Origin of the sequence: Nocardioides koreensis, assembly GCF_039531775.1 — a bacterium.
GTDB lineage: Bacteria > Actinomycetota > Actinomycetes > Propionibacteriales > Nocardioidaceae > Nocardioides > Nocardioides koreensis.
The window spans coordinates 13,556-36,359 of the sequence record NZ_BAAAQR010000009.1 but is presented as its reverse complement, the minus strand read 5'-3'; the positions used below and the strand labels follow the sequence as shown (position 1 = coordinate 36,359).

Sequence of the window (22,804 nt, the reverse complement as noted above, 5' to 3'; positions counted from 1 at the left end):
CGACCTCAGGCGTAGCGGCGGGCCCGGTCGGCGGGGGAGCCCGGGCCGGCGTCGAGGAGCGCGGCGAGCTCGTGCTCGAGCACCGCGCCGACCCGCTGGCAGAACGCCTCGGGCTCGTCGGCGGCGTCGGGCAGCTCGGCCACGATCCGGTCCACGATCCCCAGGTCGCGCAGGTCGAGGGCGCGCACCCGCTGGGACCGGGCCATCTCCGGGGCGTGGTCGAGGTCGCGGTGCACGATCGCGCTGGCGCCCTCGGGCGGCAGCGGCGAGAGCCACGCGTGCTGGGCCGCGACGACCCGGTCGGCGGGCAGGAACGCCAGCGCGCCACCGCCGTTGCCCTCGCCCAGCATCAGGCACAGCGTCGGGGCGTCGAGGGTGACCAGGTCGGCCAGGCAGCGGGCGATCTCGCCGGCCAGGCCGCCGTTCTCGGCATCCGCGGACAGCGCCGCCCCCTGGGTGTCGATCACGGTCACCAGCGGCAGCCCCAGCTCCGAGGCCAGCCGCATCCCGCGCCGCGCCTCGCGCAGCGCCTCGGGACCCATCGGGTGGTCGGCGGTCTGGCCGCGCCGGTCCTGGCCGAGGAAGACGCACGGCGCCTCCCCGAAGCGGACCAGCGCGAGCAGCAGGCCGGGGTCGTGCTCGCCCTGCCCGGTGCCGTTGAGCGGGATCACGTCGCTGGCGGCGTACTTCAGCAGCCGGCGTACGCCGGGCCGGTCCGGCCGGCGCGACCGGGTGACGGCGTCCCAGGTCTCGACGTCCGGCAGCGGGGTCAGCGGCACCGGGGCGGGGACCGGCTCGATGCCGTGCCGGGGCGCGAGCAGGATCGCCAGCGCCCGGTCGAGGATCCCCGCGATCTCGTCGGGGGCGACGACGGCGTCGATGATGCCGCGCGTGTAGAGGTTCTCGGAGGTCTGCACCCCCTCGGGGAACGGCCGGCCGTAGAGCGCCTCGTAGACCCGCGGGCCCAGGAAGCCCACGAGCGCGCCCGGCTCGGCCACGGTCACGTGGCCCAGCGAGCCCCACGACGCCATCACGCCGCCGGTGGTGGGGTGGCGCAGGTAGACCAGGTACGGCAGGCCGGCCGCCTTGTGCGCCGCCACCGCCTCGGAGATCCGCACCATCTGCACGAACGCCGGGGTGCCCTCCTGCATCCGGGTCCCGCCGCTGACCGGCGCGGCGAGCAGCGGCAGCCCCTCGCGGGTCGACCGCTCGATCGCGGCGACCAGCCGGTCCGCGGACGCGCGCCCGATCGACCCGGCCAGGAACGCGAACTCGCCCATCACGACCGCCACCCGGCGACCGTGCATCAGGCCCTCGCCGCTGAGCACGGACTCGTCGACGCCGCTCTTCTCGGCCGCGGCGGCCAGCTCCGCGGCGTACTCCTCGGAGATGCCGGTCCGCACCGGCGGCACGTCCCAGGACGTCCACGACCCCTCGTCGAGGACCAGGTCGATCAGGTCGGCCGCGGAGAGCCGCGCGGGGCGGGGCGTCGTCGTCATTCAGCGAAGGCTAGTGCGGGAACAGCCGACCGCGGCGGGCTGTTCGCCAGTCGTGACCCTCGACGCCTCGCCGACCCTGCTGCCGCTGCTGCGCGACCGCCGCAGCACCCGTTCGTACGACGCCGCGCACGTGCTCGCCGACGACGAGCTGCGCGCGATGCTCGACGCGGCGCGGTGGGCGCCCTCGGCGGGCAACTCCCAGCCCTGGTCCTTCCTCGTCGCGCGGCGCGGCGACCCGGCGCACGAGCGGTTCGTGCCGCTGCTCTCCCGCGGCAACCAGTCCTGGGTGCCGCGCGCGAGCGCGCTGGTCTTCTCGCTCCACCAGGTCGCCTCCGGTCCGGAGGAGGATGCCCTCAGCTACTCCGACTACGCGGCCTACGACCTCGGCCAGGCGGTCGCCCAGCTCAGCGTGCAGGCGCTCGCCCTCGGGCTGGCCGTGCACCAGTTCGCCGGCTTCGACCACGAACGGCTCGCGGAGGTGGCCGGGGTGCCGCGGCACTGGCGGGTCACCACCGGCATCGCCCTCGGGCGGGCGTTGCCCCCGGAGGAGGCCGGCGACCCGCTGGCCCGCGAGCGGGACAGCCGCCCCCGGGCGCGCCGGCCGCTGGCGGAGGTGGCGTACGCCGGGGTCTTCGGCGAGGCCCTGTCCCTGGAGTGACCCTCAGGACCGCTCGTGCCAGGCGGCGAGCACCTTCTCCTCGTCCTCGCGCGACCAGCCGGTGACGACGGCATCCGGGGTCTCCCGCAGCCAGAGCAGGGTGTCGCGGGCGGTCTCGGAGAGCGGGCGGGTGGTCAGCCCGGCGTCGTACGACGCGGTCACGTCGTGCGCCATCAGCCCGGCGTACTCCGGCAGCGGCAGCCACAGCGGGATGGCCCGCGGGCCCATCCACGGCTCCACCTCCTGCTCGGCGAGGAACCCCTGCTCCACGGCGGTGAACGTGGTGGACGTCGGGTCGTGCAGGCCGAGCTCGCGGGCCGCGGCCGCGACCGCGTCGGTGAACGCCGCGCGGGTCGTCGCCAGGCCGGTGCCGTCGAAGGTGCCGGCGCGGCGCGACTCGGCGCACGTGACGATCCAGGCCGCGAGGTCGCGGACGTCGATCACCTGGACCGAGTCGTCGGGGGTGCCGGGGAGCAGCACCTCGGGGTGCTCGGCGGTGTCCGCGAGCCGCGCCGCCCAGTAGGCGAACCGGCCGGACGGGTCACCGGGGCCGATGATCAGCCCGGGCCGGACCACCGTCGCGGAGGCGGCGCCCTCGGCGACGGCCTGCTCGCAGGCGACCTTCATCGGGCCGTAGGCCTCGGGGTCCTCGCGCAGGTCGACGTCCTCGGGCCGTGGCTCGTGCAGTGGCAGGGCGCCGGGTCCGCCGCCCGGCGTGGAGTCGTCGGCGTAGACGTTGATGGTCGACACGAAGACCCAGTGGGCGCTGGGGAAACGCGTCACCGCGGCCCGCACCCAGGACGGCTGCCGGCCCACGTCGACGACCGCGTCGAAGGTGTCGGTGAGCTGCTCGGGCAGCCCCTCGGAGCGGTCGGTGACGACGTGCCGCGCCCCGTCGGGGATCGACCCCGAGGAGCCGCGGCAGGCGCAGGTGACGTCGTGGCCACGGCGTACGGCCTCCTCGGCCACCGCGCGGGAGAGGAAGACCGAACCGCCGAGCACCAGGAGCTTCATGGGTTCACCCGACCCCGGGGCGGGTCATCCGGGCAAGGCTGTTCGCCGTCGGCGGAACGAGCGACGGGTCGGCGTCAGGTGGTGGGGGAGAGGTCTTCCCGAGCAGCCAGGCGTCGAAGAACGGCGCCAGGTCGCGGCCGGTCCGCTGCGACCAGAACGACACCAGGTCGTCGTACGACGCATTGGCGTCCTCGTGGGCCTTCGGCCACGCGCGGACCACGGACCAGAACGTCTCGTCACCGACCCGTTTGCGCAGCTCGTCCCACATCAGCGCCGGGCTGTAGTAGACGTTGCCCTCGCCGAAGGTCGCGGGGTCGTAGTCGGCCGCCGGGCCGGACTCGCGGCGCATCTGCGGCTCGGCGTCGGCCCAGCGCCGCATCAGGTCCCGCACGGCGAACCCGTCGTGCTCCGCCTGCCACAGCCCCTGCAGGTAGAGCGCCATGCCCTCGCTCATCCACAGGTCGCGCCAGTCCGACGGGGTGACCTCGTCGCCGTACCACTGGTGCACCATCTCGTGGACGATCACCTCCGGCGAGGTGGTGTAGTCGGTCATCCCGAGCGTGATCATGGTCTGGGTCTCCATGCCGCTGCGCGAGTCGACGAGCACCACGCCCAGCGAGGAGAACGGGTAGGGCCCGAGCCTGTCCTCGATCCAGTCCAGCTCGTCGGCCGCCGGTCGCAGCCCGCGGACCAGCCGGGGCCGGTCGCCGGGGACCCAGTACGTGACGGGCACACCGCTCGCCGAGCGGTCCCGGACCATCCGGAGCTCGTCGATCGCGATCGTGGTGAGGTACGACGCCGCCGGCTCGTCGAGGTGCCAGCGGGTGACCGTGGTCCCGCCGGTCTCCTCCCGCGACTCGAGGGTGCCGTTGGCGACGCCGACCATCGGGGAGGGGACGGAGATCGTGAAGTCGTAGAGCGCCTTGTCCGACGGCTGGTCGTTGACGGCGTACCACGAGTAGGCGCCGAACGGCTCCTGCATCGTCCACACCCCGCCGTCGTCGGTGACCGTCCAGCCCAGCGTGCTGAAGTCGGAGCGGGTGGTGGGCGCGGAGACCGGCCGCGGGCTGCCGGCGTACTTGAGGACGAGCGTGTACCGCCGGTCGGCCGTGACCGGTGCGTGCACGACGAGGTCCTTGCCCTCGTGGTCGTACGACGCGTCGTCGCCGTCGACGGCCACCGACGAGACGTGCAGCGCCTGGCCCAGGTCGAGCCGGAACTCCTCGGCGTCGGAGGTTGCCCGGAAGACCAGCTTCTCCACGGCCGTGAGGGTCTGCGAGCCCGGCGTCCAGGCCAGGTCGAGGTCGTAGTGCAGGGCGTCGACGCCGGGGTCCCCGACCTGCGGGTAGACCCGGTCCTCGACGGGGGTGCTCAGCGCGGCGCCCAGGCTCGGGTCGTCGGTGTCGACCTCGTGAGGGTCGCTCGCCGGCTGCACGGTGCCGGCGTCGGCGGCCGTCGTGGCCCGGGTGCTGCGCTGCGGCGGCGGGATCGAGTCCTCGGACCCCGAGGTGCAGCCGGAGAGCAGCAGCGACCCGGCGGCCAGGGTCGCCGCGGCGAGCCGAGCGCGGGGGGCACGCATCAGTCCCCGGCCCGCAGCAGCGGGCGCGCGAGCTTGCGGCCGTGGTGGATCTGCGCCTTGACCGTGCCGAGCGGTGCGCCGACCTGCTCGGCGATCTCCTCGTAGGACATCCCGTAGACGTCGCGGAGCAGCAGCGGCTCCACGAACTGGGGGTGGTCGCGCTCGATGCTCTCCATCGCCTCGAGCAGGTCGAGGCGGGTGCCGGCGATGACGCTGGTGGTGCGCGGGTCGGGTTTCTCCAGCGGCAGCACGTCGCTGGCGACCGCCTGGTTCTTCATCCGGCGGTAGGTCGTGCGGGCGGAGTTGACCGCCACCACGTGCATCCACGTGGTGAACCGGCCACGCCCGCCCCAGGAGCCGATCTTGTTGGCGATGTTGAGCAGCGCCTCCTGGCAGGCGTCCTCCGCGTCGGGGGTGTGGGGCAGCACGCCGCGGCACACGTTCAGCGCCCGGGGCCGGACCGCCCCGAGCAGCAGCTCCATCGCCTCGCGGTCGCCGTCCCGGGCCCGTCGCGCCAGCTCGTCGATCTCGTCCGGTGTGCGCGCGTCCACGCTCGTCTCGCCAGTCATGCCCCTTGTTCCCTTCCCCGTTGCGTGGAGACTAGAGCACGTCTCGGGTCGGAACCTGCTGCGCCGGCTTTCGCATCCGATCTGGCGGCGTTGTCGGCGGCTCGTCGGGACTCCGTCCCGCCTTCGCGCCTCCGCCTTGCCAGATACGGCGCGAAATCCTGCTCGCGACGGCACCGACCCGAGAGACGCACTCTGGACCAGCGCACCGGACGGCGTCCGGTGCGCTGGCAGTTCTGCGGGGGAGGGGATGCGGCTACTTGACCTCGGAGCGGAGCACCAGCCGGAGCCCGATCGCGAGCGGGACGACCAGCCAGACCAGGCTGGTCACGCCCACCTGGGCCCACTGCTCCCCGGTCACGCCGCCGTTGAACAGGAATCCCTGCGCGTAGTTGAAGTCCACCCACGGCTGCAGGTCCCGGAACCACCCCTGGCTGGTCGCCAGCAGCGCGGCCAGCGTCGGCAGCACGAACGACCAGACGAAGTAGGTCACGATCGCGCCCGGCGAGTTCCGGATCAGCACCCCGAGCATGAACCCCATCAGCAGGCCGAGCACGTTGCCCAGCACGATGGTGGACAGGTGCAGCGGGCCGTCGTCCCAGACGGTGTCCACGCCCGCGATGGTGGAGCCGACGATGTTGCCCAGCGCGCCGATCACCATGGCCACGACCATCGAGACGACCGCGATCGTCACCGCCACGATCGCCTTGGCGGCGACCACGCGCCCGCGGTGCGGGACCAGCGTGAACGTCGTGAGCCCGCTGCGCTGGCTCCACTCGCTGGTGACCGAGAGGATCGCGACCATCGGCAGGATCACCGCCATCGGGAAGCCGATCGCGGCGGCGAAGCTGTCGTAGGTCAGCTCCGAGTCGGGCGCCCACAGCACCACGGCGGTCGTCGCGAGCAGCGCGGTGATGCCGATGCTGGTCAGCAGCCAGAAGCCCGACCGGGTGTCGAACGACTTGCGGGCCTCCACGGCCACCAGCCGGGAGAGCGGGATCGGCGCGGGTGCGGTACGCCGGGTGACGGGCCGCGCCTCGGTGAGGGTCATGGTGGTCATGCGACAAGTCCTTCTCTCTGGGTGTCGGCGGTGAGCTCGAGGAACATCTCCTCCAGGCCGGCCCCGTCGGCTGGGCGCAGCTCGTGCAGCGCGATGCCGGCCTGCAGGGCGACCCTGCCGACCAGCTCGGGGTCGGCCTCGGTGCGCAGCGTGTCGTCGTCGGTGGGGGTGTGGTGGATGCCGGACGCGGACAGCGCCACGGCCAGCCGGTCGCGCTCGGAGGAGCGGACCACGGTGCCGGCGGCCTCGAGCAGCTCGGCCTTGGTGCCCTGCGCCACGATCCGGCCACGCCCGATGACGACCAGGTCGTCGGCGATGACCTCGATCTCGTGCAGCAGGTGCGAGGAGAGCAGCACGGTGGCGCCGCGGTCGGCGTACCCGCGCAGCAGGTCGCGCATCCAGCGGATGCCGGCCGGGTCGAGCCCGTTGGCGGGCTCGTCGAGGATCAGGACCTCCGGCTCGCCGAGCAGCGCGGTGGCGATGCCGAGCCGCTGCCGCATGCCGAGGGAGTAGTGGCGCACCCGGCGCCCGGCCTCCTCCGGGGTCAGGCTGACCAGCTCGAGGATCTCGTCGACCCGGGTGGCCGGCAGGCCCATGGTCCGGGCGGCGACGGTCAGGATCTCGCGCCCGGTCCGGCCCGCGTGCTGCGCGGAGGCGTCCAGCAGCACGCCGGCCGTCAGCCCCGGGTTGGGGAGGTCGGCGAACCGGCGCCCGCACACCTCGGCGGTCCCGGACGTGGGGGGCGTGAGCCCGACCAGGACCCGCATGGTGGTGGACTTGCCGGCGCCGTTCGGGCCGAGGAACCCGGTCACCCGACCGGGCTGTGCGGTGAAGGAGACGTCGTCGACGGCGGTGAAGTCGCCGTACTTCCTGGTGAGGGCGTGCACTGTGATCATGCGAAGAAGCCTCGCCCCGGGAGGCCGGTCCGCGCATCGGGGAAGCCGCTGAGCGCGACCCCGGACTCCGACCCTGACCTCCCTCGGGGTCGACCCCGAGGGGCCCATAATGCGGGGGTGTCCATGCCCTCCCGCCTCGGCCGCTACGCCGTGCGCCGACGCATCGGGTCGGGGGGCTTCGCCACCGTCTGGCTGGCCTACGACGAGCAGCTGGACTCGCCGGTCGCGGTGAAGGTGCTGGCCGACAACTGGACCGAGGACCACCACGTCCGCCAGCGGTTCCTCGAGGAGGGGCGCTACCTGCGCAAGGTGGAGTCCCCGCACGTCGTCTCGGTCTACGACGCCGGCGAGCTCGACGACGGCCGGCCCTACCTGGTGATGTCGTACGCCGACCAGGGGACGCTGGCCGACCGGCTCGAGGTCGAGGGGCTCACCCCGGGGCAGGCGCTGGAGGTGGTCCGCCAGGTCGGCGCCGGGCTCCAGGCGCTCCACCAGCGCGGCATCCTGCACCGCGACGTGAAGCCGGCCAACGTGCTGTTCCGGACCGTCGACCCGGCGACCGGGGCCGCCGGGGCCGGCGAGGTCCGGGCCATGGTCGGGGACCTCGGGCTCGGCAAGGCGCTGGACATGTCCTCGCGGCTGACCATGATCGCCGGCACCCCCTCCTACGTCGCCCCCGAGCAGGCCCAGGGCGAGGGGCTGGACGCGCGGGCCGACCAGTACTCGCTCGCCTCGCTGGCCTACCTGCTGCTCGCCGGCCGCCCGGCGTACGCCCACGCCTCGCTGGCGGCGGCCGCCAGCCCCGGGCCCCCGGCCCCGCTGTCCACCCCCGACCGGCAGTTCCCGGCCGACGTGGAGGCCGTGGTGGCCCGCGGCCTGGCGCCTGACCGGGAGGACCGCTGGCCCGACGTGAGTGTGTTCGTCGAGGCCCTGGCGGCGGCGCTCGACGACCGGTCCGCGACCCCGACCCCGGCCCCGGCGCCGTGGCTGTCCACGGACCCGCAGCTCACCCGGCCGGGGGCGGCCCCGTCGCCGCGGACGCCGTCCCGGGACCTTGCCGCGCCGGTGCCGCCCCGCCGCGGCCGGCGGCGGGCGGTGGGTGTGGCGGTCGGCCTGGTCGCGCTGGCCGTGGGCCTCGCCGCCGGCTACCTCGCCGAGCGGCGGACCGGCCGGGAGGCAACGGTCAGCGACGCCCAGGGCAACCTGTCGGTGACCGTGCCCGGCGACTGGGACCGGGCGGTCGCCGCGGACGGCTGGACGCCGCCGAACGACCAGGACCCGGCGTCCGCGGCGGTCTACCCGGCGCTGTCGGTCGGCACCTCCCGGCACTGGAACGCCGCCGGCACGGCGGGGCAGGGGGTCTTCCTCGGCATCCTGCCCGGTACGCAGCTCCCCGCCCAGGTGCCCCGGCACCCCGAGTGCGCCGAGGCGCAGGAGCCGGTGGAGGACACCGTCGACGGCAACGCGTCGGTCACGGTCGTCTACGGATCCTGTCCCGGCGGGGTCACCGTCGAGCGGGTCGTGCAGGTGGCCGAGAACCGGTTGCTGTGGGTGCAGGTCCGCAGCGCCGACCGCGCCACCGCCAACTCGGTGCTGGACGCCGTCCGGACCCACGGCATCTGACTCGCGGGCACGCTGCCCACGGGAGGTCTGCTCAGGCCACGTCGCTGGTCACTGCACGTTGCCGATGCTCTGGGACACCTGCTCCATCAGGTCCTCCAGCCCGGCCCGGTCGACCTCGCGCCCGACCACGGACATCTCGAACTTCGCCTCGGTCTCCCCGGCGATGCCGAACCAGCGGAAGGTGTTGAACCGCTTCCGGTCCGTCGTCGGGTCGCGGTAGCTGAACGACAGCAGGTCCTGGGTCTGGCCGCGGATCTCCACGTCCTCGTAGCCCGCCTGCATCGCCGCCAGCTTCTGCGCGACCATCGCCTCCTTGGACTTGTGCTCGTTCGAGAGCTTCACGCGCAGGCTGTAGCCCCCCACCGTGGGCTCGCCCGCCGGTCGCCACCGGATCTCGTCGAGCGCCTCCTCGGTGGGCACCCAGCCCTTCGGCGCGGCGTACACCCACTCGAAGGGGGCGTCGCCCAGCGTGTGCCGGCGGTAGGACAGGCTCGGCTGCAGCGGCGGGTAGCCGATGTCCGGGGCGAAGTCGCGGACCGGGTCGACCGGGATCGACGGGCTCGAGGCGGGCACGGGCGCGGCCTGGGCCATGGTCAGCGGCTCCTCGCGGAGCAGGTGCGCCGCGGCGAACCCCCCGGCCACCCCGAGCAGCGCGAGCGCCACCGCAGCCCCGAGTCCCCGCATCCCCATGCCGAGAACCGTAGCCCCACGCCGGCCCGTCGTTCGTTGGCGCGCTGGGTACGCCGAGCCGTCGCCTCGTCCACGTCGGGAGCACGCCCACCCGTCGCTTGTCTCCCACCAGCCCGGCGTTAGCGTTGCCGACCGTGACGAGCCACCTGATCCGCGATGCCCGCCTCGTCCCGCTCGCACCGGGTGAGGAGGCCCCCGACCGCCCGCTCTACCTCCACGTCGAGCGGGGCGTGGTCAGCGCCGTCGGCCCCGCGCTCGCCCGGCCGGACGGCGTCGAGGAGAGCGACGCCGAGGGCCGGTGGCTGATCCCGGGGATGTGGGACCAGCACGTGCACCTGGCCCAGTGGACGCTCGCCTCGCAGCGCCTCGACCTCGGCGGCGCCCGGTCGCCGGAGGACGTGACCCGGGCCGTCGCCGAGCGGATCGCCGAGTGGCCGGACCACCCGGTCATCGGGTGGGGCCACCGCTCCGGCGGCTGGGACCGCGACGTCACGGTCTCCGAGCTCGACGTGGTCTCCGGCGACACCCCGGTCGTCCTGATCAGCGGCGACGGGCACCACGCCTGGCTCAACACCACCGCGCTGATGCACCTGGCGATGCCGGTGCGCGACTCGGTCGTGCGTGAGGCCGAGTGGTTCGCGGCGTACGCCCGCCTCTCCACGCTCGTCGGCGACGACGGCACCTCGCCCGAGGCCTACCGGCGCACCCTCGAGCACGCCGCGTCGATGGGCATCGTCGGGATCGTGGACTTCGAGTTCAGCGGCGGCGCCCGGGAGTGGGCCGAGCGCTGGGCGGCGGGCGCCGACCTGCTGAAGATCCGGATGGCGACCTACGCCGACACCCTCGAGGAGGTCATCGCCGCGGGCCTGCGCACCGGCCACGCCCTCCCGGGTTGCGGCGGCCGGGCCACCATGGGCCCGCTCAAGATCATCAGCGACGGCTCGCTCAACACCCGCACCGCGTGGTGCTGCGAGCCGTACGCCGACGCGCACCGCCTCGAGTACCCCTCCGGCCAGCCCAACCTCTCCGGCGACGAGCTCCGCGTGCTGCTGGCCCGTGCGCACGAGTCGGGCCTCGAGGTCGCGACCCACGCCATCGGCGACGCCGCGGTGGCGGAGGCACTCGCGTCGTACGCCGCCACCGGCGCCCGCGGCTCGATCGAGCACGCCCAGATGGTCGGCCGTGACGACGTGAAGCGGATGGCCGAGCTCGGCATCCGCGCCAGCATCCAGCCCGCGCACCTGCTCGACGACCGCGACCTGACCGAGAAGATCTGGGGCGACCGCTCGGAGCGCTGCTTCGCGTTCCGCTGGATGCTCGACGACGGCGTGGAGCTCGCGATGGGGTCGGACGCCCCGGTCTCCGCTCTGGACCCGTGGCTCGCGATCGCGGCCGCCGTGCACCGCAGTGGGGACGAGCGCGCGCCCTGGCACCCCGCGCAGTCGCTCACCCCGCGCGAGGCGCTGGCCGCCTCCGTCGACGGGCAGCCGATGGTGCAGCCGGGCTCCCGTGGCGACCTGGTGCTGCTCGACCGCGACCCGCTGGAGGAGAGCGGCGACTCCGCGGCCACGGCCGAGCTGCTGCGCACCATGCCGGTGGCCGCCACCTTCGTCGACGGCACCGCGGTGCACGACGTCCGCTAGCTAGCGGGACGGCAGCGGGCCCGGCCGCCACCCGCCCGGCGTCACCTGCGCGCGTTGAGCCGCGCAGCCTGGCGCGTCAGGTGGTCGCGCTCGGCGAGGTTCGGTGCCTGCCGGGCCGCCTCGGCGTACAGCCGGGCCGCCGTCGCCAGGTCGCCGTCGCGCTCGTGGAGGTACGCCGCCACCGCGGCGTGGCGGGGCAGTGAGTCGTCCACCTTCGCGAGTGCGGCCAGCCCGGCGCGCGGGCCGTCGGCCTCCCCGACCGCCACCGCGCGGTTGAGCCGGACGACCGGGCTGTCGGTGAGGCGGGCGAGCTCGTCGTACCACTCGACGATCTGGACCCAGTCGGTCTCCTCGGTGGTGGGGGCGTCCGCGTGGAGTGCCGCGATGGCGGCCTGGGCCTGGAACTCGCCCAGCCGGTCGCGGGCGATGGCCGTCTGCAGGACCTCGATGCCCTCGGTGATCAGCCCGGTGTCCCAGCGGTCCCGGTCCTGCTCGGCGAGCGGCACCAGGCTGCCGCCGGGCGCGATCCGGGCGGCACGCCGGGCGTGGTGGAGCAGCATCAGGGCGAGCAGCCCCGCCACCTCGGGGTGGTCGATCCGGGCCGCGAGCTGCCGGGTGAGCCGGATCGCCTCGGCGGCGAGGTCGACGTCGCCGGAGTAGCCCTCGTTGAAGACCAGGTAGAGGACGCGGAGCACGGTGCCGACGTCCCCGGGCTGGTCGAACCGCACGCCGGCGACGGTCCGCTTGGCCCGGCTGATGCGCTGCGCCATGGTCGCCTCCGGCACCAGGTAGGCCTGGGCGATCTGGCGGGTGGTCAGCCCGCCGACGGCACGCAGCGTCAGCGCGACCGCTGACGACGGGGTCAGCGACGGGTGGGCACACAGGAAGTAGAGCCGGAGCGTGTCGTCCACCGCGGGGGCGGGCCCGGGCGCCGGCTCCTCGTCGACGAGGTCCTCGCGCCGGCGGCGGGCGGACTCCGCCCGAGTGGCGTCGAGGAACCGGCGCCAGGCCACGGTGACCAGCCAGCCCTTCGGGTCACGCGGCGGCTCGGTCGGCCAGACGCGGAGCGCCTCGAGCAGCGCGTCCTGCACGGCGTCCTCGGCCGCCGCGAAGTCGGCTCCGCGGCGGACGAGGATCCCGAGCACGCCCGGCGTCAGGCTCCGCAGGAGCTGCTCGTCCACGGGAGGCGGTCAGTCCGTGATGGTGGGCGGCTCGGTCAGGAACGGACGCAGCTCGAGCCACTCGTGGATCGGCTTGCCGCCCGCTCCGGGGGCCGCGGACAGCTCACCGGCCAGCGCCACGGCGCGCTCGTAGCTGTCGACGTCGATCACCATCCAGCCGGCGATGAGGTCCTTGGTCTCGGCGAACGGGCCGTCGGTGACCGGCGGGCGACCCTCGCCGTCGTACCGGACGAACGTCCCCTCGGGGGCGAGCGCCTGGCCGTCGACGAGCTCGCCGCTCCCCTCGAGCCGGGCCGCGAAGTCGTGCATGTACCGCATGTGGGCCGAGATCTCCTCCGGCGTCCACCGGTCCATCGGGACGTCGTTCACCGCAGCCGGGGCGCCGCGGTAGTGCTTGAGCAACAGGTACTTGGTCATGGTGGTGCTCCTCGGTGCTGGTGCGACCCATTGTGGTCGCGTTCACACCGGGGACGGAGCCGGTCACGGGTTCTCGACATGACCGGCCGACTTTTCTCGGACTCGGTCTCTGCCTGAATCCACCGCTCTCCGCCTGCTGCGCGCCACCATCCGGGCACGCTGGCTGCGTTGCCGAGGCTCGAAAGACGTCCAGTCTGCCTTCGCCCCGGCGCCTTGCCAGCGCACCCGTCTGGTGACGCTCGCGACGGCGGCCATCGGTGGAGCCAGGCTCAGAAGGGGTCGGGTGCGGGTTCGACGTCGGGCGTGGTGCCGGGGTCCTCGCCGGGCATCGGCTCGGGCGCGGGCATGGTGTCGGGGTCGCCGCTGGGGACGACGTCGGGGTCCGGGGTGGGTTCGGTGGGAGCTGTCGTCATGACGGGTCCGTACCCGCATGCCGTGGCCTCATGAGGCCCGGGCCTCAACCCGTGACGGCCTTGACCAGGTCGGCCAGCTCGGGGGTGTTCTCGGCCTCGGTCAGCGCCGCCTCGAGTGCGGCGTCGTGCGCCGGCCGCGCCCGGTCCAGCGCCGCGCGCCCGGCGGGCGTCAGCTCGGTGTAGATCCCGCGCCGGTCGTCGGCGCACAGGATCCGGGTCAGCAGGCCGCGCTCCTCGAGCCGGTTCACGAGCCGGGTCGAGGCGCTCGGGGAGAGTCCGGCCGCGCGGCCGAGCTGGGCCATCCGCATGTGCCAGCCGTCCTGGCGCGACAGTGCGTCCATCACGGTGAACTCCACGACCGAGAGGCCGTGCTCGGCCTGCAGCGCCTTCTCCAGGCGGCTCTCGATGAGCTGGTGCAGGGCGGCCAGCCGGCGCCAGCCCTGGGCACGGACCTCGACGGCCTCGTCGCTGATTCCCACGTCGTCTCCTGCGTGCGGCGCTGTCCTGCGGTGGTGTCGAGGGCCATTGTAGCAACGTTTTGCAATAGACCGCGTGTGCAACTAACGTCGCTCTCAAGCACAGATGTTGCACGCGCGGGATAACGCCCCGCGCACGATTCGGAGGTGGACCCATGAGACCCGGACTGCTCGCCCTCGCCGTCGGCGGCTTCGGCATCGGCCTGACGGAGTTCGTCATCGCCGGCCTGCTCCCCGAGGTGGCGGCCGACTTCGCTGTCTCCGAGGCCACCGCCGGCTGGCTGATCTCGGGCTACGCGCTCAGCGTCGCGGTCGGCGCGATCGGCCTCACCGCCGGCGTGAGCCGGCTGCCCCGCAAGCAGGTGCTGCTCGGCCTGATGGTGCTGTTCATCGTCGGCAACCTGCTCTCGGCGGTCGCCTCGACGTACGCCGTGATGCTGGCCGGCCGCATCGTCGCGGCCCTGTGCCACGGCGCGTTCTTCGGCATCGGCTCCGTCGTGGCGGCGAGCCTGGTCGAGCCCGCGAGGAAGGCCGGCGCGATCGCCCTGATGTTCGGGGGCCTCACCATCGCCAACGTGCTCGGCGTGCCGCTCGGCACCCTGCTCGGCCAGCAGCTGGGCTGGCGCTCCACCTTCTGGGCGATCACCGCCATCGGCGTCGCCGCGTTCGCCGCCATCGCCGTGCTGGTCCCCGGCACGCGTGCCGAGGACGCCGGCAACCTGCGCCACGAGCTGCGCGCGTTCCGGCACGGCCAGGTCTGGCTGTCGCTGGTGATGACCGTGCTCGGCTTCGGTGGCATGTTCGGCGCCTTCACCTACATCGCCTACACGCTCACCGAGGTCAGCGGCTTCGCCGCCGGCGCGGTGCCCTGGCTGCTCGTGCTCTTCGGTGCGGGCCTCTTCGTGGGCAACCTCCTCGGCGGCCGCGCGGCCGACGTGGACGTCCCTCGCACGCTGCTCGTGGTGCTGGCGGGCCTCGCCGTGGTGATGGTCGGCTTCGCGCTCACCGCCGGCTCGCAGGTCGCCACCGTCGTGGCGCTGGTGCTGATGGGCGCCTTCGGGTTCGCGACCGTGCCCGGCCTGCAGATGCGGATCATGACGTACGCCGGAGCGGCGCCGACGCTGGCGAGCGGCGCCAACATCGCGGCGTTCAACGTCGGCAACGCCCTGGGCGCCTGGCTCGGTGGGCTGGCCATCACCGCCGGGCTCGGCTACACCTCCCCGCTCTGGGTGGGTGCCTCGCTGGCGCTCGCCGCGCTGGTCGTCCTGGTCGGCGCCGAGCGCGCCGCCCGTCGTACCTCGGCCCGGCAGCACCGGACCGAGGAGCTGCTCCTGGCCTAGCTAGAGGGCGTCCAGCACCAGCCGTGCCACGGCCTTCTGCTCCGCCGCGAAGGGGTGGAAGGCCAGGGCGCGGTTCGGGTCGGTGGCCTGGCCGTTGATCCACGGGTCGTCGGCGCAGATGTCGTGGCCGGCGCTGGGACCGAACGTGTCGACGTACGCGTCGGCCTTGCCGGCGCCCCGCTCCACCGCGGCGGCCAGGCCCTCGTTGATCCGGCGGGCGTAGGCGTAGTCGCCGGCGGCGAGGGGCAGCAGCGAGCGGCACGAGCCCTGGTCCGGGAGGATCTGGGGGTAGCCGACGACCACGACCCGGGCGTGCGGCGCGCGGTCCCGGATGCCGGTCACGATCGCCGCGACGTGGCCCCGGATCTGCCGCAGCTCGCGGGCGAGCTGGTCGGTGCCGCCGGAGGTGAACTGCGCCTCGCAGGGCGCCCCCTGCGGGTCGGAGGACCGGAGCCGGACGCAGGTGCCGATCAGCGTGGCGAAGAGGTTGAAGTCGTTGCCGCCGATGCCGACGGTGACCAGGTCGGTCTCCTCGGTGAGGGCGTCGAACTGCGGCGGCTGCGGCTGGTCGCCGGTCCGCTGGACCCCGACCATCGAGCCCGAGTCGGCGCCGCTGCAGCTGACGTCGACCAGCTCGGTGCCCGGCAGCGCGGCGGCGACCAGGGCTGGGTAGTTGTCGGTCGACCGCAGGCACCCGTTGGTGACGTCGGTCTCCGGCACCAGCGGCGCGGCGGTGTAGGAGTCGCCGAGCGCGACGTAGCGCGCGTACCGCCCGGCGTCCGTGGCGGTCGGGACGTCGGCGTCGGGTGTCGGCGCGGACTGCTCCGCGACGCCCGCCCGGACCCCCTCGTCGCCCTGCGAGCAGCCGGCGGCGCCGAGGGCCAGCGCCAGCAGCCCCGCGGCGAGGGCTCGGGTCGTGCGGGTCATGGGCACCTCCTGCGGGGGAACGGTACGGGTGTGCACCCAGAAGTCGGGACCCGCCCCGAGGCGTGAGGTGGCGCCCCGGCGGGTAGGACTGTGGGGTGACTTCCCAGGACGTGAGAGACGACAGCGCCGCCCCGGTGTCGGTCGAGGTGCCCGACGACCAGGGCAAGGGCGGCGAGTCCACGCTCACCGTGCTCATCGCGCTCGTGGCCAACGGGCTGCTCGCCGCGGCGAAGACCGTGGCCGGGTTCCTCACCGGCTCGGCCTCGATGATGGCCGAGGCTGCGCACTCCTGGGCGGACACCGGCAACGAGATCTTCCTGCTGATCGCGGAGAAGATGGGCAAGAAGCCGCGTGACGAGCAGCACCCGCGCGGCTACGGCCGGGCGACCTACATCTGGTCGCTGGTGGCGGCCTTCGGGCTCTTCTCGGCCGGCGCGGTGGTCTCGATCTGGCACGGCATCAGCGAGCTGTTCGCCGAGCCGGAGACGCCCAGCTACACGATCAACTACATCATCCTCGGCATCGCGTTCCTGCTCGAGGGCTCGTCGTTCCTCCAGGCGTCGCGGCAGGTGCACGGGGCCTCGAAGCGGTGGGGGATGCACCCGCTGCGGTTCGTCGAGCGCACCTCCAACCCGACGCTGCGGGCGGTGTTCTTCGAGGACTTCGCCGCGCTGCTCGGCATCCTGCTCGCCGGCGGTGGCATCGCGATGCACCAGCTCACCGGTGACCCGGTGTGGGACGCGATCGGCTCGCTGGCCGTCGGCGTGCTGCTGGCCTTCGTCGCGGTCTTCCTGATGCGGCGCAACATGGACTACCTGCTCGGGGAGGGGTCGGCCGAGATGCGTGACCGGGTCCTGGCCGGCCTGTGCAAGCACCCGGCGATCGACAAGGTCACCTACCTGCACGTCGAGTGGGTGGGCCCGAGCCGGCTCTTCGTCGTCGCCGCGGTCGACCTGACCGGCGACGACGCCGAGCCCGACCTCGCCCGCCGGCTGCGCGCCGTCGAGCGCGAGGTGGAGGACAACGACCTGATCGAGGACGCCGTCCTCACCCTCGCGCACCCCGACGACCCGGCGCTCACGCACTGCGAGGTGCCGCAGCGCTGAGCCTGGATCCCAGGCTGAACCTCACAGGTTGCTCGGCCGCAGCACCTTGTGGATGCCGTGGGCGATCTGGCGGTTGCCCCGGTTGATGTCCAGCGCCGCGGTGATCAGCCTCGGGTTGCGGTCGTCGAAGTCGCGGTCGTTCAGCCGGATGTCGTGCTTGCGCACGTTCACCCTGATCACGCCGCCCTCGGCGGTCCGCAGCTTCACGCCGTCGGCCTTGACCGCCTGGTCGGAGGTGATCGTGGCGCCCGGGACGACGTGGTAGAGCAGGATCGTCTCGAGCAGGTCCACGTCCGCGACGGACGCGACGGCCGCGAAGGTGGCCTTCTCGGTCTTCGGCGTCTTCCCGGTCAGGTCGGTCACGAGACGCCGGAAGGCCGCGTCGGTCGGGATGAACGCGGTGACCCGCTTGCTGCCCTGGGTGAGCACCCCGACCGGGCTGTCCGGCCTGGCCTCCAGCACGGTCAGGACCGCCTTCTCGACGATGTCGAAGTCGCGCCAGTTGTGGTCGAGCTTGGTGCCGTCGGCGGCGAGGACCGCGGCGAGGCTCTTGGTGCCGGCCTTGGCCGCCTTGTCGTTGTCGGCCGCGTGCGCGGGTGCGACGCCCAGGCCCAGCGACAGGACGGCGGCGAGGGCGGCGGTGGTGCGGAGCTTCTTCATGGTGGTTCCTCTCTGGTTGGTGTGGGTGAGCTGTCACGAGGTGGTGGGGCGCTGCGCGTCGTACGACGCGCGCAGCACCGAGGTGACGGAGTGCTGGGGGTCGCCGTCGTCGGCCTCGAGGCTGACGTCGACGGCGCTGTAGCGGTCGAGCAGGCGGTCGTCGATCTCGAACGACGCCCGCCCACTGGGGCCGAGCTGGCCGAGCGGGAGCATCTTGCGGCTGGCCGGGTCGAGCAGCCACGCCTCGTAGAACTCGCCGCGATGGGCCCGGGGCAGGTCGCTGGTGGTGATCGTCATCTCGGTGCTGCCGGCGGGTCCGGTCGTCATCAGGACCCGGCCGCCGGCGGCCCCCTCGACGGGGTCGAGCGGGGCGCTGACCTGCGGCTGCGGGCCGGGCGGCTGGCCCGGGTCCCCCGGGCCCCGCGTGACGAACGTGGTCGCTCCGGCGATCGCGACGACCGTGGCCGCCGCGGCCAGCAGCCCCAGCGCCCGCGGCGACCCGAGCGCCCGCGGCAACCCGAGCGCCCGGCGCTGCCGCGCGCGGAAGGGTGGGCGGGGCGGCAGCGCCGGGACGGCCTCGACGGTCGGTGGGCGGGCGGCGAGGGTGCGCGCCGACCGGCTGAGCATCGCGTTCGCGGTCGCCAGCTCGGCCAGCTCGGTGCGGCAGCCGGGGCAGCCGTCGAGGTGGTCGCCGGCCTCGGCGGCCAGCGGGTTCGACAGCTCTCCGCGCAGCAGCGCCAGCAGGTCGGGGTGGGCGCTCATGCCGCACCTCCCTCGCGGAGCCCGTCGCGCACCAGGGCGCCGAGCCGGCGCGTGGCCCGTGAGGTGCGGGCCTTGACGGTCCCGATCGGTACGCCGAGGTGCGCGGCGATCTCACGCTGGGTGAGCCCTGCGTAGTAGGTCAGCTCGAGGGCCTGGCGCTCGTGCTCGGGGAGCCGGGCCAGCGCCGCGCGGACCTCGGCGGCCTCGGCGTACCGCTCGGCCGTCTCGCGGCCGTCCTCGCCGACCAGGTCGCGGGCCGCCTCGACGTCCACGACCCGGTGCCGCCGGGCGCGCAGGGCGTCGACGGCCCGCCGGTGGGCGATGGTGAACAGCCAGGTGCTGAACCGCTGGGCGGGCTGGTAGCGCGACGAGTGCCGCCACACGTCGAGGAAGGTCCGCTGCAGGACGTCCTCGGCCTCGTCGGGGCCGACGTACCGACGCAGGTAGGCGAGCAGGCTCGGACCGTACGCCGCGTAGGCGTCCTCGAGCGCCGCCTCCTCGCGTCGCGCGAGTCGGAGCCCGATGGCCTCGCCGCTGTCCATGCAGGTGATTCGGCGGCGGGGCCGGAACGGTTGCCGAATTGCACAAACATTTCAACAACTTGTTGAAATTTGGTGGGGGTGTCAGATGTGGTCCGCCCCCAGCGCGATGGTCAGGGCGAGCACCGTCGAGGGGTCGTCGAGCCGGTCGCCGTACAGGTCGCGCAGCTGGCCCATCCGGTAGCGCACCGTCTGCGGGTGCACGAACAGCTCCTCCGCGACGTCGTCGCGGCGGCCGTGGTGCAGCAGCCAGGAGCGCAGCGTGTCGGCGAGCTTCTCCGCCGAGCCCGGGCGCAGCCCCTCCAGCGGGGCCAGCACCTGGGCACGCAGGTCGGCGAGGGCCTCGGGGTCGGCGCAGAGGACGAGCTGGGCCAGGTGCGCCTCGGTGTCCTCGACCACCCCGAGGCCGCGGGCCCGGATCGCGCGGTCGTAGGACGCCCGCACCTCCAGCCACGGCCGGGCCGGGCCGGCGAGGGCGCCGCGGCCCAGGATCGCCCGCAGCAGCGCGGGCCGACGGCGACCGTGCGCGTCCGGGACCAGCAGCAGCGCGTGGTCGTCGAGGTCGGGCAGGTCGGCGGCCACCAGCGTCCGTGACGCCACGGCGGCCAGCACCGGCCGGACCTGGGCCTCCGGGACCACGACGGCGGTGAGCGTGGTGGGGGCCTCCCAGCCGGCCCGCTCGGCGGCGGCGACCACGGTCTCGGGGGACGCGCCCTGGAGCAGGTGCCGGGCGATCCGCTCCAGCAGCCGCTGCCGGACCCGTCCGGTCGTGGCGAGCTCGTCGGTGTGGCCGGCGACGCTGGCCGCGGAGAGCTCGTCGATGTAGGCGAACACCAGCTCCGCGAAGTCGACCAGGGTCTCGGCGGGCACGCCGCTGGACACCGCGGTGGTCGACATCTCGCGCCAGGAGACCCGCGCGCCCACCCGGTAGGCCGCCAGCAGCGCCTCCGTGGTGCGTCCGCTGCGCGCCTCACCGCGGCCGAGCTGGTAGGCGCCCTCGACGGCCGGGGCGGTCGGTGTACGCGGGTCCGCGCCGCGGCGGCCACTGGCCAGGGACAGGAAGCCGCCGAGCGCGAGCTGGACGGCGTTGCGGATGTTCTCGCCCATCGGGCCGGTGAGCGCGCCCTCGTAGCTGGGGACCTCGGCGATGATGGCCGTGACGGTCTCCTCGGCGACCGCGGGCAGGCGCGAGCGCATCTCGGCAACGGCGTCGGCGGGCAGCTGGAGCCGGTGACCGGCGGTACGACGAGTGGCGGGGCGGGGCATCTGCAGCCTCCTTTTGTGCGTAGCGAACAAATGTGACCTACGTCTTCATGCTCGACGGACAGGACTTTACGCCTTCCGATGAAGGACAGTGGAGTCCATGAGCACCGTTGTCACTCCCCGTGTCTCCGGCGCGACGTCCGCCACCACCGCCCGGTCGCCGCGCCGCAGCCTGCGCGACGGCCTGCGCCGCTTCGCCGAGGCCGCGGTGACCCCGCTCGAGCTCGACGACGTGATGGACGTCTTCCACCCGTTGCGCGCGGGTGCCGAGCTGCGCGGGAAGATCGTGTCCGTCCACCCGGAGACCGACCAGTCCGCCACCCTGCTGATCAAGCCCGGCAAGGACTGGGCCGGGCACGTGCCGGGCCAGTACGTCCGGATCGGCGTCGACGTCGACGGCGTCCGCCTCTGGCGCACCTACTCCCTCACGCACGGCCCGCGCCGCGACCGCTGCATCAGCATCACGGTCAAGGCGATCCCCGACGGCGTGGTCTCCAACCACCTCGTCCACCGGGTCCGTGCCGGCCAGATGGTGCAGCTCGGCCAGGCCGAGGGCGACTTCGTCCTCTCCGACCCGATGCCGGACAAGCTGCTGCTGGTCACCGCGGGCTCGGGCATCACCCCGGTGATCGGGATGCTGCGCAACCTGTTCTCGCGCGCCGAGCCGGTGCAGGCCGACATCGTGCTGCTCCACTCCGCGCTGTCGCGGTCCGAGGTGATCTTCGGCGAGGAGCTGCGGCGCTACGCGGCGGCGGGCCGGCTCCGGCTGGTCGAGATGCACACCGACGTCCACGGGATGCTCGACGTGGCGGACCTCGACGAGATCGTCCCCGACCTCGACGAGCGCACGACGTACGCCTGCGGCCCGGTCGGCCTCCTCGACGCGCTGGAGGAGCACCACGCGGTGCGGGAGCTGCCGCTGCACATCGAGCGGTTCCGCTCGGCGGTGGTCGCCACGGGCGAGGGCGGCACCGTCTCGTTCGCGAAGAACGGCACCGTCCTCGAGGCCGACGGCGCCACCCCGATCCTCGACGCCGCCGAGTCGGCCGGCGTGCTCATGCCGAGCGGCTGCCGGATGGGCATCTGCTACGGCTGCGTGCTCCCGCTGCGCGAGGGTGCCGTGCGCGACCTGCGCAACGGCGAGCTGACCACCGCCGCCCCCGGAGACGGCGTCCTCATCCAGACCTGCATCTCGGCCGCCGCCGGGCCCTGCGACATCGACCACTGATCGCCCGACCCCCCGAAGGAGCGACCTCATGACTGTCATCCAGAAGAAGCCCACCAACCCGATCGCCCACCTCACCCCCGAGGACATCGAGCAGATCGGCATCGAGCTCGACGCCATCCGCCAGGACGTCATCGACTCCCGCGGCGAGAGCGACGCGGCGTACATCCGCCGGGTCATCGACGTGCAGCGCAAGGTCGAGTTGGGCTCGCGCGCTGTCCTGCTCTTCAGCGCCTTCCCGCCCGCCTGGGTGCTCGGCACCGTCGGCCTGAGCGTCTCCAAGATCCTCGACAACATGGAGATCGGCCACAACATCCTGCACGGCCAGTGGGACTGGATGCGCGACCCGAAGATCCACTCGACCACCTGGGAGTGGGACAGCGCGACCCCGGCCGAGCAGTGGAAGCACAGCCACAACGAGCTGCACCACACCTACACGAACGTGATCGGCAAGGACAACGACCTCGGCTACGGCATCATGCGCGTCGACGAGGACCAGCCCTGGCACCCCTTCCACCTCGGCCAGCCGCTGTGGAACTTCGTCAACATGCTCTTCTTCGAGTACGGCATCGCGGCGTACGACCTCGAGCTCGGCGCCACGATCAAGAGGAAGCAGACCAAGGACCCGGAGTTCCAGCGGCGCCTCAAGCAGGTGCTCGGCAAGATCCGCAAGCAGGCGACCAAGGACTACGTCGTCCACCCGGCCCTGTCGATCCCGACCGGCTCGTTCCTCTCCACGCTGGCCGCGAACTTCGTGGCCAACACCGTGCGCAACGTGTGGAGCCACTCGATCATCATCTGCGGCCACTTCCCCGAGGGCGTCGAGACCTTCGAGAAGCGCTCGATCGACGGCGAGACCCGCGGTGAGTGGTACGTCCGGCAGATGCTCGGCTCGGCCAACATCTCCGGCTCGAAGGCGATGCACATCCTGAGCGGCAACCTGTCGCACCAGATCGAGCACCACGTCTTCCCGGACCTGCCGTCCAACCGGTACGCCGAGATCGCGCCGCGGGTGAAGGCGCTGTTCGAGAAGTACGACCTCAACTACCACTCCGCGCCGATGCCGCAGCAGGTCGCGAGCGCCTGGCACAAGGTGGTCCGGCTGTCCCTGCCCAACGGCTGGCTGGCCACCACCAACGCGAAGAACGCCGTGCCGCAGCTGAAGATGCTCTACAAGATGGCCACCGGTGGCCCGCGGATCCGCCGCGCCGCGCAGGCCCGGCTCAACCAGCAGGCCCGCAAGGCCCAGGCCGCCTGAGGCCCGGGG

The 22,804-nt window shown here is 73.6% G+C and carries 23 protein-coding genes; 7 read left to right on the top strand and 16 right to left on the bottom strand.

Translation table 11 applies throughout. From position 1 onward, the window contains the following. Window positions 1-5: 5 nt before the first annotated feature. Window positions 6-1,499, bottom strand: coding sequence for a carboxyl transferase domain-containing protein (locus ABD268_RS14635; RefSeq protein WP_344153578.1), 1,494 nt, complete (start codon window positions 1,497-1,499; stop codon window positions 6-8). A gap of 52 nt (window positions 1,500-1,551) precedes the next feature. Between ABD268_RS14635 and ABD268_RS14630 the strand changes: the two genes are divergently transcribed. Then, window positions 1,552-2,157, top strand: coding sequence for a nitroreductase family protein (locus tag ABD268_RS14630; RefSeq protein ID WP_344153575.1), 606 nt, complete (start codon window positions 1,552-1,554; stop codon window positions 2,155-2,157). 3 nt (window positions 2,158-2,160) lie between these two features. Here ABD268_RS14630 and ABD268_RS14625 read toward each other — a convergent pair whose 3' ends face one another. From ABD268_RS14625 to ABD268_RS14605, 5 genes are all read right to left on the bottom strand, one after another. Continuing rightward, complete coding sequence (locus ABD268_RS14625) at window positions 2,161-3,171, bottom strand: NAD-dependent epimerase/dehydratase family protein (protein ID WP_344153572.1); 1,011 nt, start codon at window positions 3,169-3,171, stop codon at window positions 2,161-2,163. 4 nt (window positions 3,172-3,175) lie between these two features. Further along, window positions 3,176-4,750, bottom strand: coding sequence for a M1 family metallopeptidase (locus tag ABD268_RS14620; protein ID WP_344153569.1), 1,575 nt, complete (start codon window positions 4,748-4,750; stop codon window positions 3,176-3,178). Beyond that, window positions 4,750-5,319: an RNA polymerase sigma factor gene (locus ABD268_RS14615; protein WP_344153566.1), complete on the bottom strand. Its 570-nt coding sequence runs from the start codon at window positions 5,317-5,319 to the stop codon at window positions 4,750-4,752. The genes ABD268_RS14620 and ABD268_RS14615 overlap by 1 nt, the downstream gene beginning before the upstream one ends. A gap of 253 nt (window positions 5,320-5,572) precedes the next feature. Beyond that, entirely contained in the window at window positions 5,573-6,376 is an 804-nt protein-coding gene (locus tag ABD268_RS14610; RefSeq protein ID WP_344153563.1) for an ABC transporter permease, read from the bottom strand. Beyond that, a complete protein-coding gene (locus ABD268_RS14605; protein ID WP_344153560.1) occupies window positions 6,373-7,272 on the bottom strand; it encodes an ABC transporter ATP-binding protein in 900 nt (299 codons plus the stop codon). Before ABD268_RS14605 ends, ABD268_RS14610 begins: the two co-directional genes overlap by 4 nt. A 123-nt stretch (window positions 7,273-7,395) precedes the next feature. On the opposite strand from ABD268_RS14605, the gene ABD268_RS14600 reads away from it, so the two are divergent. Further along, window positions 7,396-8,895 (top strand): serine/threonine-protein kinase, encoded by a 1,500-nt coding sequence (locus ABD268_RS14600; RefSeq protein ID WP_344154001.1) that lies wholly within the window; start codon window positions 7,396-7,398, stop codon window positions 8,893-8,895. 48 nt (window positions 8,896-8,943) lie between these two features. Here the strand turns inward: ABD268_RS14600 and ABD268_RS14595 are convergent, their stop codons facing one another. After that, window positions 8,944-9,585, bottom strand: coding sequence for a hypothetical protein (locus ABD268_RS14595; protein ID WP_344153557.1), 642 nt, complete (start codon window positions 9,583-9,585; stop codon window positions 8,944-8,946). A gap of 134 nt (window positions 9,586-9,719) precedes the next feature. Between ABD268_RS14595 and ABD268_RS14590 the strand changes: the two genes are divergently transcribed. Next, window positions 9,720-11,228, top strand: coding sequence for an amidohydrolase (locus ABD268_RS14590; protein WP_344153554.1), 1,509 nt, complete (start codon window positions 9,720-9,722; stop codon window positions 11,226-11,228). 41 nt (window positions 11,229-11,269) lie between these two features. Here ABD268_RS14590 and ABD268_RS14585 read toward each other — a convergent pair whose 3' ends face one another. From ABD268_RS14585 to ABD268_RS14570, 4 genes are all read right to left on the bottom strand, one after another. Beyond that, a complete protein-coding gene (locus tag ABD268_RS14585) occupies window positions 11,270-12,409 on the bottom strand; it encodes an RNA polymerase sigma factor (RefSeq protein ID WP_344153551.1) in 1,140 nt (379 codons plus the stop codon). 9 nt (window positions 12,410-12,418) lie between these two features. Continuing rightward, window positions 12,419-12,826, bottom strand: a complete 408-nt coding sequence (locus ABD268_RS14580; protein ID WP_344153548.1) for a YciI family protein — start codon at window positions 12,824-12,826, stop codon at window positions 12,419-12,421. Window positions 12,827-13,095: 269 nt separating this feature from the next. Next, entirely contained in the window at window positions 13,096-13,239 is a 144-nt protein-coding gene (locus tag ABD268_RS14575; RefSeq protein ID WP_344153545.1) for a hypothetical protein, read from the bottom strand. 44 nt (window positions 13,240-13,283) lie between these two features. Then, complete coding sequence (locus ABD268_RS14570; protein ID WP_344153542.1) at window positions 13,284-13,718, bottom strand: MarR family winged helix-turn-helix transcriptional regulator; 435 nt, start codon at window positions 13,716-13,718, stop codon at window positions 13,284-13,286. A 152-nt stretch (window positions 13,719-13,870) separates the two neighbouring features. On the opposite strand from ABD268_RS14570, the gene ABD268_RS14565 reads away from it, so the two are divergent. Then, window positions 13,871-15,055, top strand: a complete 1,185-nt coding sequence (locus ABD268_RS14565) for an MFS transporter (protein WP_344153539.1) — start codon at window positions 13,871-13,873, stop codon at window positions 15,053-15,055. On the opposite strand, the gene ABD268_RS14560 is transcribed toward ABD268_RS14565, so the two are convergent. Further along, window positions 15,056-15,982 (bottom strand): SGNH/GDSL hydrolase family protein, encoded by a 927-nt coding sequence (locus tag ABD268_RS14560; RefSeq protein WP_344153536.1) that lies wholly within the window; start codon window positions 15,980-15,982, stop codon window positions 15,056-15,058. Between the two features lie 95 nt (window positions 15,983-16,077). Between ABD268_RS14560 and ABD268_RS14555 the strand changes: the two genes are divergently transcribed. Beyond that, complete coding sequence (locus ABD268_RS14555) at window positions 16,078-17,088, top strand: cation diffusion facilitator family transporter (RefSeq protein WP_344153533.1); 1,011 nt, start codon at window positions 16,078-16,080, stop codon at window positions 17,086-17,088. A gap of 21 nt (window positions 17,089-17,109) precedes the next feature. Here ABD268_RS14555 and ABD268_RS14550 read toward each other — a convergent pair whose 3' ends face one another. The 4 genes from ABD268_RS14550 to ABD268_RS14535 all read right to left on the bottom strand — a co-directional run bounded on the left by ABD268_RS14550 (window position 17,110) and on the right by ABD268_RS14535 (window position 20,315). Next, window positions 17,110-17,748 carry a fasciclin domain-containing protein gene (locus ABD268_RS14550; RefSeq protein ID WP_344153530.1) on the bottom strand — a complete coding sequence of 213 codons (639 nt, stop codon included), beginning with the start codon at window positions 17,746-17,748 and terminating at the stop codon, window positions 17,110-17,112. 33 nt (window positions 17,749-17,781) lie between these two features. After that, window positions 17,782-18,510 carry an anti-sigma factor gene (locus tag ABD268_RS14545; protein ID WP_344153527.1) on the bottom strand — a complete coding sequence of 243 codons (729 nt, stop codon included), beginning with the start codon at window positions 18,508-18,510 and terminating at the stop codon, window positions 17,782-17,784. Next, on the bottom strand, window positions 18,507-19,052 hold the full coding sequence (locus ABD268_RS14540; protein ID WP_344153524.1) for an RNA polymerase sigma factor: 546 nt from the start codon (window positions 19,050-19,052) through the stop codon (window positions 18,507-18,509). The genes ABD268_RS14545 and ABD268_RS14540 overlap by 4 nt, the downstream gene beginning before the upstream one ends. A gap of 81 nt (window positions 19,053-19,133) precedes the next feature. Next, a complete protein-coding gene (locus ABD268_RS14535; protein ID WP_344153521.1) occupies window positions 19,134-20,315 on the bottom strand; it encodes a PucR family transcriptional regulator in 1,182 nt (393 codons plus the stop codon). 97 nt (window positions 20,316-20,412) lie between these two features. Between ABD268_RS14535 and ABD268_RS14530 the strand changes: the two genes are divergently transcribed. After that, on the top strand, window positions 20,413-21,540 hold the full coding sequence (locus ABD268_RS14530) for a ferredoxin reductase (RefSeq protein WP_344153518.1): 1,128 nt from the start codon (window positions 20,413-20,415) through the stop codon (window positions 21,538-21,540). Between the two features lie 28 nt (window positions 21,541-21,568). Beyond that, entirely contained in the window at window positions 21,569-22,795 is a 1,227-nt protein-coding gene (locus tag ABD268_RS14525) for a fatty acid desaturase family protein (RefSeq protein WP_344153515.1), read from the top strand. The last annotated feature ends 9 nt before the right edge of the window (window positions 22,796-22,804 follow it).

What these genes read in the sequence shown, in the direction of transcription:
- ABD268_RS14580 (WP_344153548.1), bottom strand. Translation starts at nt 12,826, where the DNA reads ATGACCAAGTACCTGTTGCTCAAGCACTACCGCGGCGCCCCGGCTGCG.
- ABD268_RS14565 (WP_344153539.1), top strand. Translation starts at nt 13,871, where the DNA reads ATGAGACCCGGACTGCTCGCCCTCGCCGTCGGCGGCTTCGGCATCGGC.
- ABD268_RS14525 (WP_344153515.1), top strand. Translation starts at nt 21,569, where the DNA reads ATGACTGTCATCCAGAAGAAGCCCACCAACCCGATCGCCCACCTCACC.
- ABD268_RS14610 (WP_344153563.1), bottom strand. Translation starts at nt 6,376, where the DNA reads ATGACCACCATGACCCTCACCGAGGCGCGGCCCGTCACCCGGCGTACC.
- ABD268_RS14625 (WP_344153572.1), bottom strand. Translation starts at nt 3,171, where the DNA reads ATGAAGCTCCTGGTGCTCGGCGGTTCGGTCTTCCTCTCCCGCGCGGTG.
- ABD268_RS14600 (WP_344154001.1), top strand. Translation starts at nt 7,396, where the DNA reads ATGCCCTCCCGCCTCGGCCGCTACGCCGTGCGCCGACGCATCGGGTCG.
- ABD268_RS14560 (WP_344153536.1), bottom strand. Translation starts at nt 15,982, where the DNA reads ATGACCCGCACGACCCGAGCCCTCGCCGCGGGGCTGCTGGCGCTGGCC.
- ABD268_RS14620 (WP_344153569.1), bottom strand. Translation starts at nt 4,750, where the DNA reads ATGCGTGCCCCCCGCGCTCGGCTCGCCGCGGCGACCCTGGCCGCCGGG.
- ABD268_RS14530 (WP_344153518.1), top strand. Translation starts at nt 20,413, where the DNA reads ATGAGCACCGTTGTCACTCCCCGTGTCTCCGGCGCGACGTCCGCCACC.
- ABD268_RS14540 (WP_344153524.1), bottom strand. Translation starts at nt 19,052, where the DNA reads ATGGACAGCGGCGAGGCCATCGGGCTCCGACTCGCGCGACGCGAGGAG.
- ABD268_RS14605 (WP_344153560.1), bottom strand. Translation starts at nt 7,272, where the DNA reads ATGATCACAGTGCACGCCCTCACCAGGAAGTACGGCGACTTCACCGCC.
- ABD268_RS14545 (WP_344153527.1), bottom strand. Translation starts at nt 18,510, where the DNA reads ATGAGCGCCCACCCCGACCTGCTGGCGCTGCTGCGCGGAGAGCTGTCG.
- ABD268_RS14535 (WP_344153521.1), bottom strand. Translation starts at nt 20,315, where the DNA reads ATGCCCCGCCCCGCCACTCGTCGTACCGCCGGTCACCGGCTCCAGCTG.
- ABD268_RS14615 (WP_344153566.1), bottom strand. Translation starts at nt 5,319, where the DNA reads ATGACTGGCGAGACGAGCGTGGACGCGCGCACACCGGACGAGATCGAC.
- ABD268_RS14575 (WP_344153545.1), bottom strand. Translation starts at nt 13,239, where the DNA reads ATGACGACAGCTCCCACCGAACCCACCCCGGACCCCGACGTCGTCCCC.
- ABD268_RS14635 (WP_344153578.1), bottom strand. Translation starts at nt 1,499, where the DNA reads ATGACGACGACGCCCCGCCCCGCGCGGCTCTCCGCGGCCGACCTGATC.
- ABD268_RS14550 (WP_344153530.1), bottom strand. Translation starts at nt 17,748, where the DNA reads ATGAAGAAGCTCCGCACCACCGCCGCCCTCGCCGCCGTCCTGTCGCTG.
- ABD268_RS14595 (WP_344153557.1), bottom strand. Translation starts at nt 9,585, where the DNA reads ATGGGGATGCGGGGACTCGGGGCTGCGGTGGCGCTCGCGCTGCTCGGG.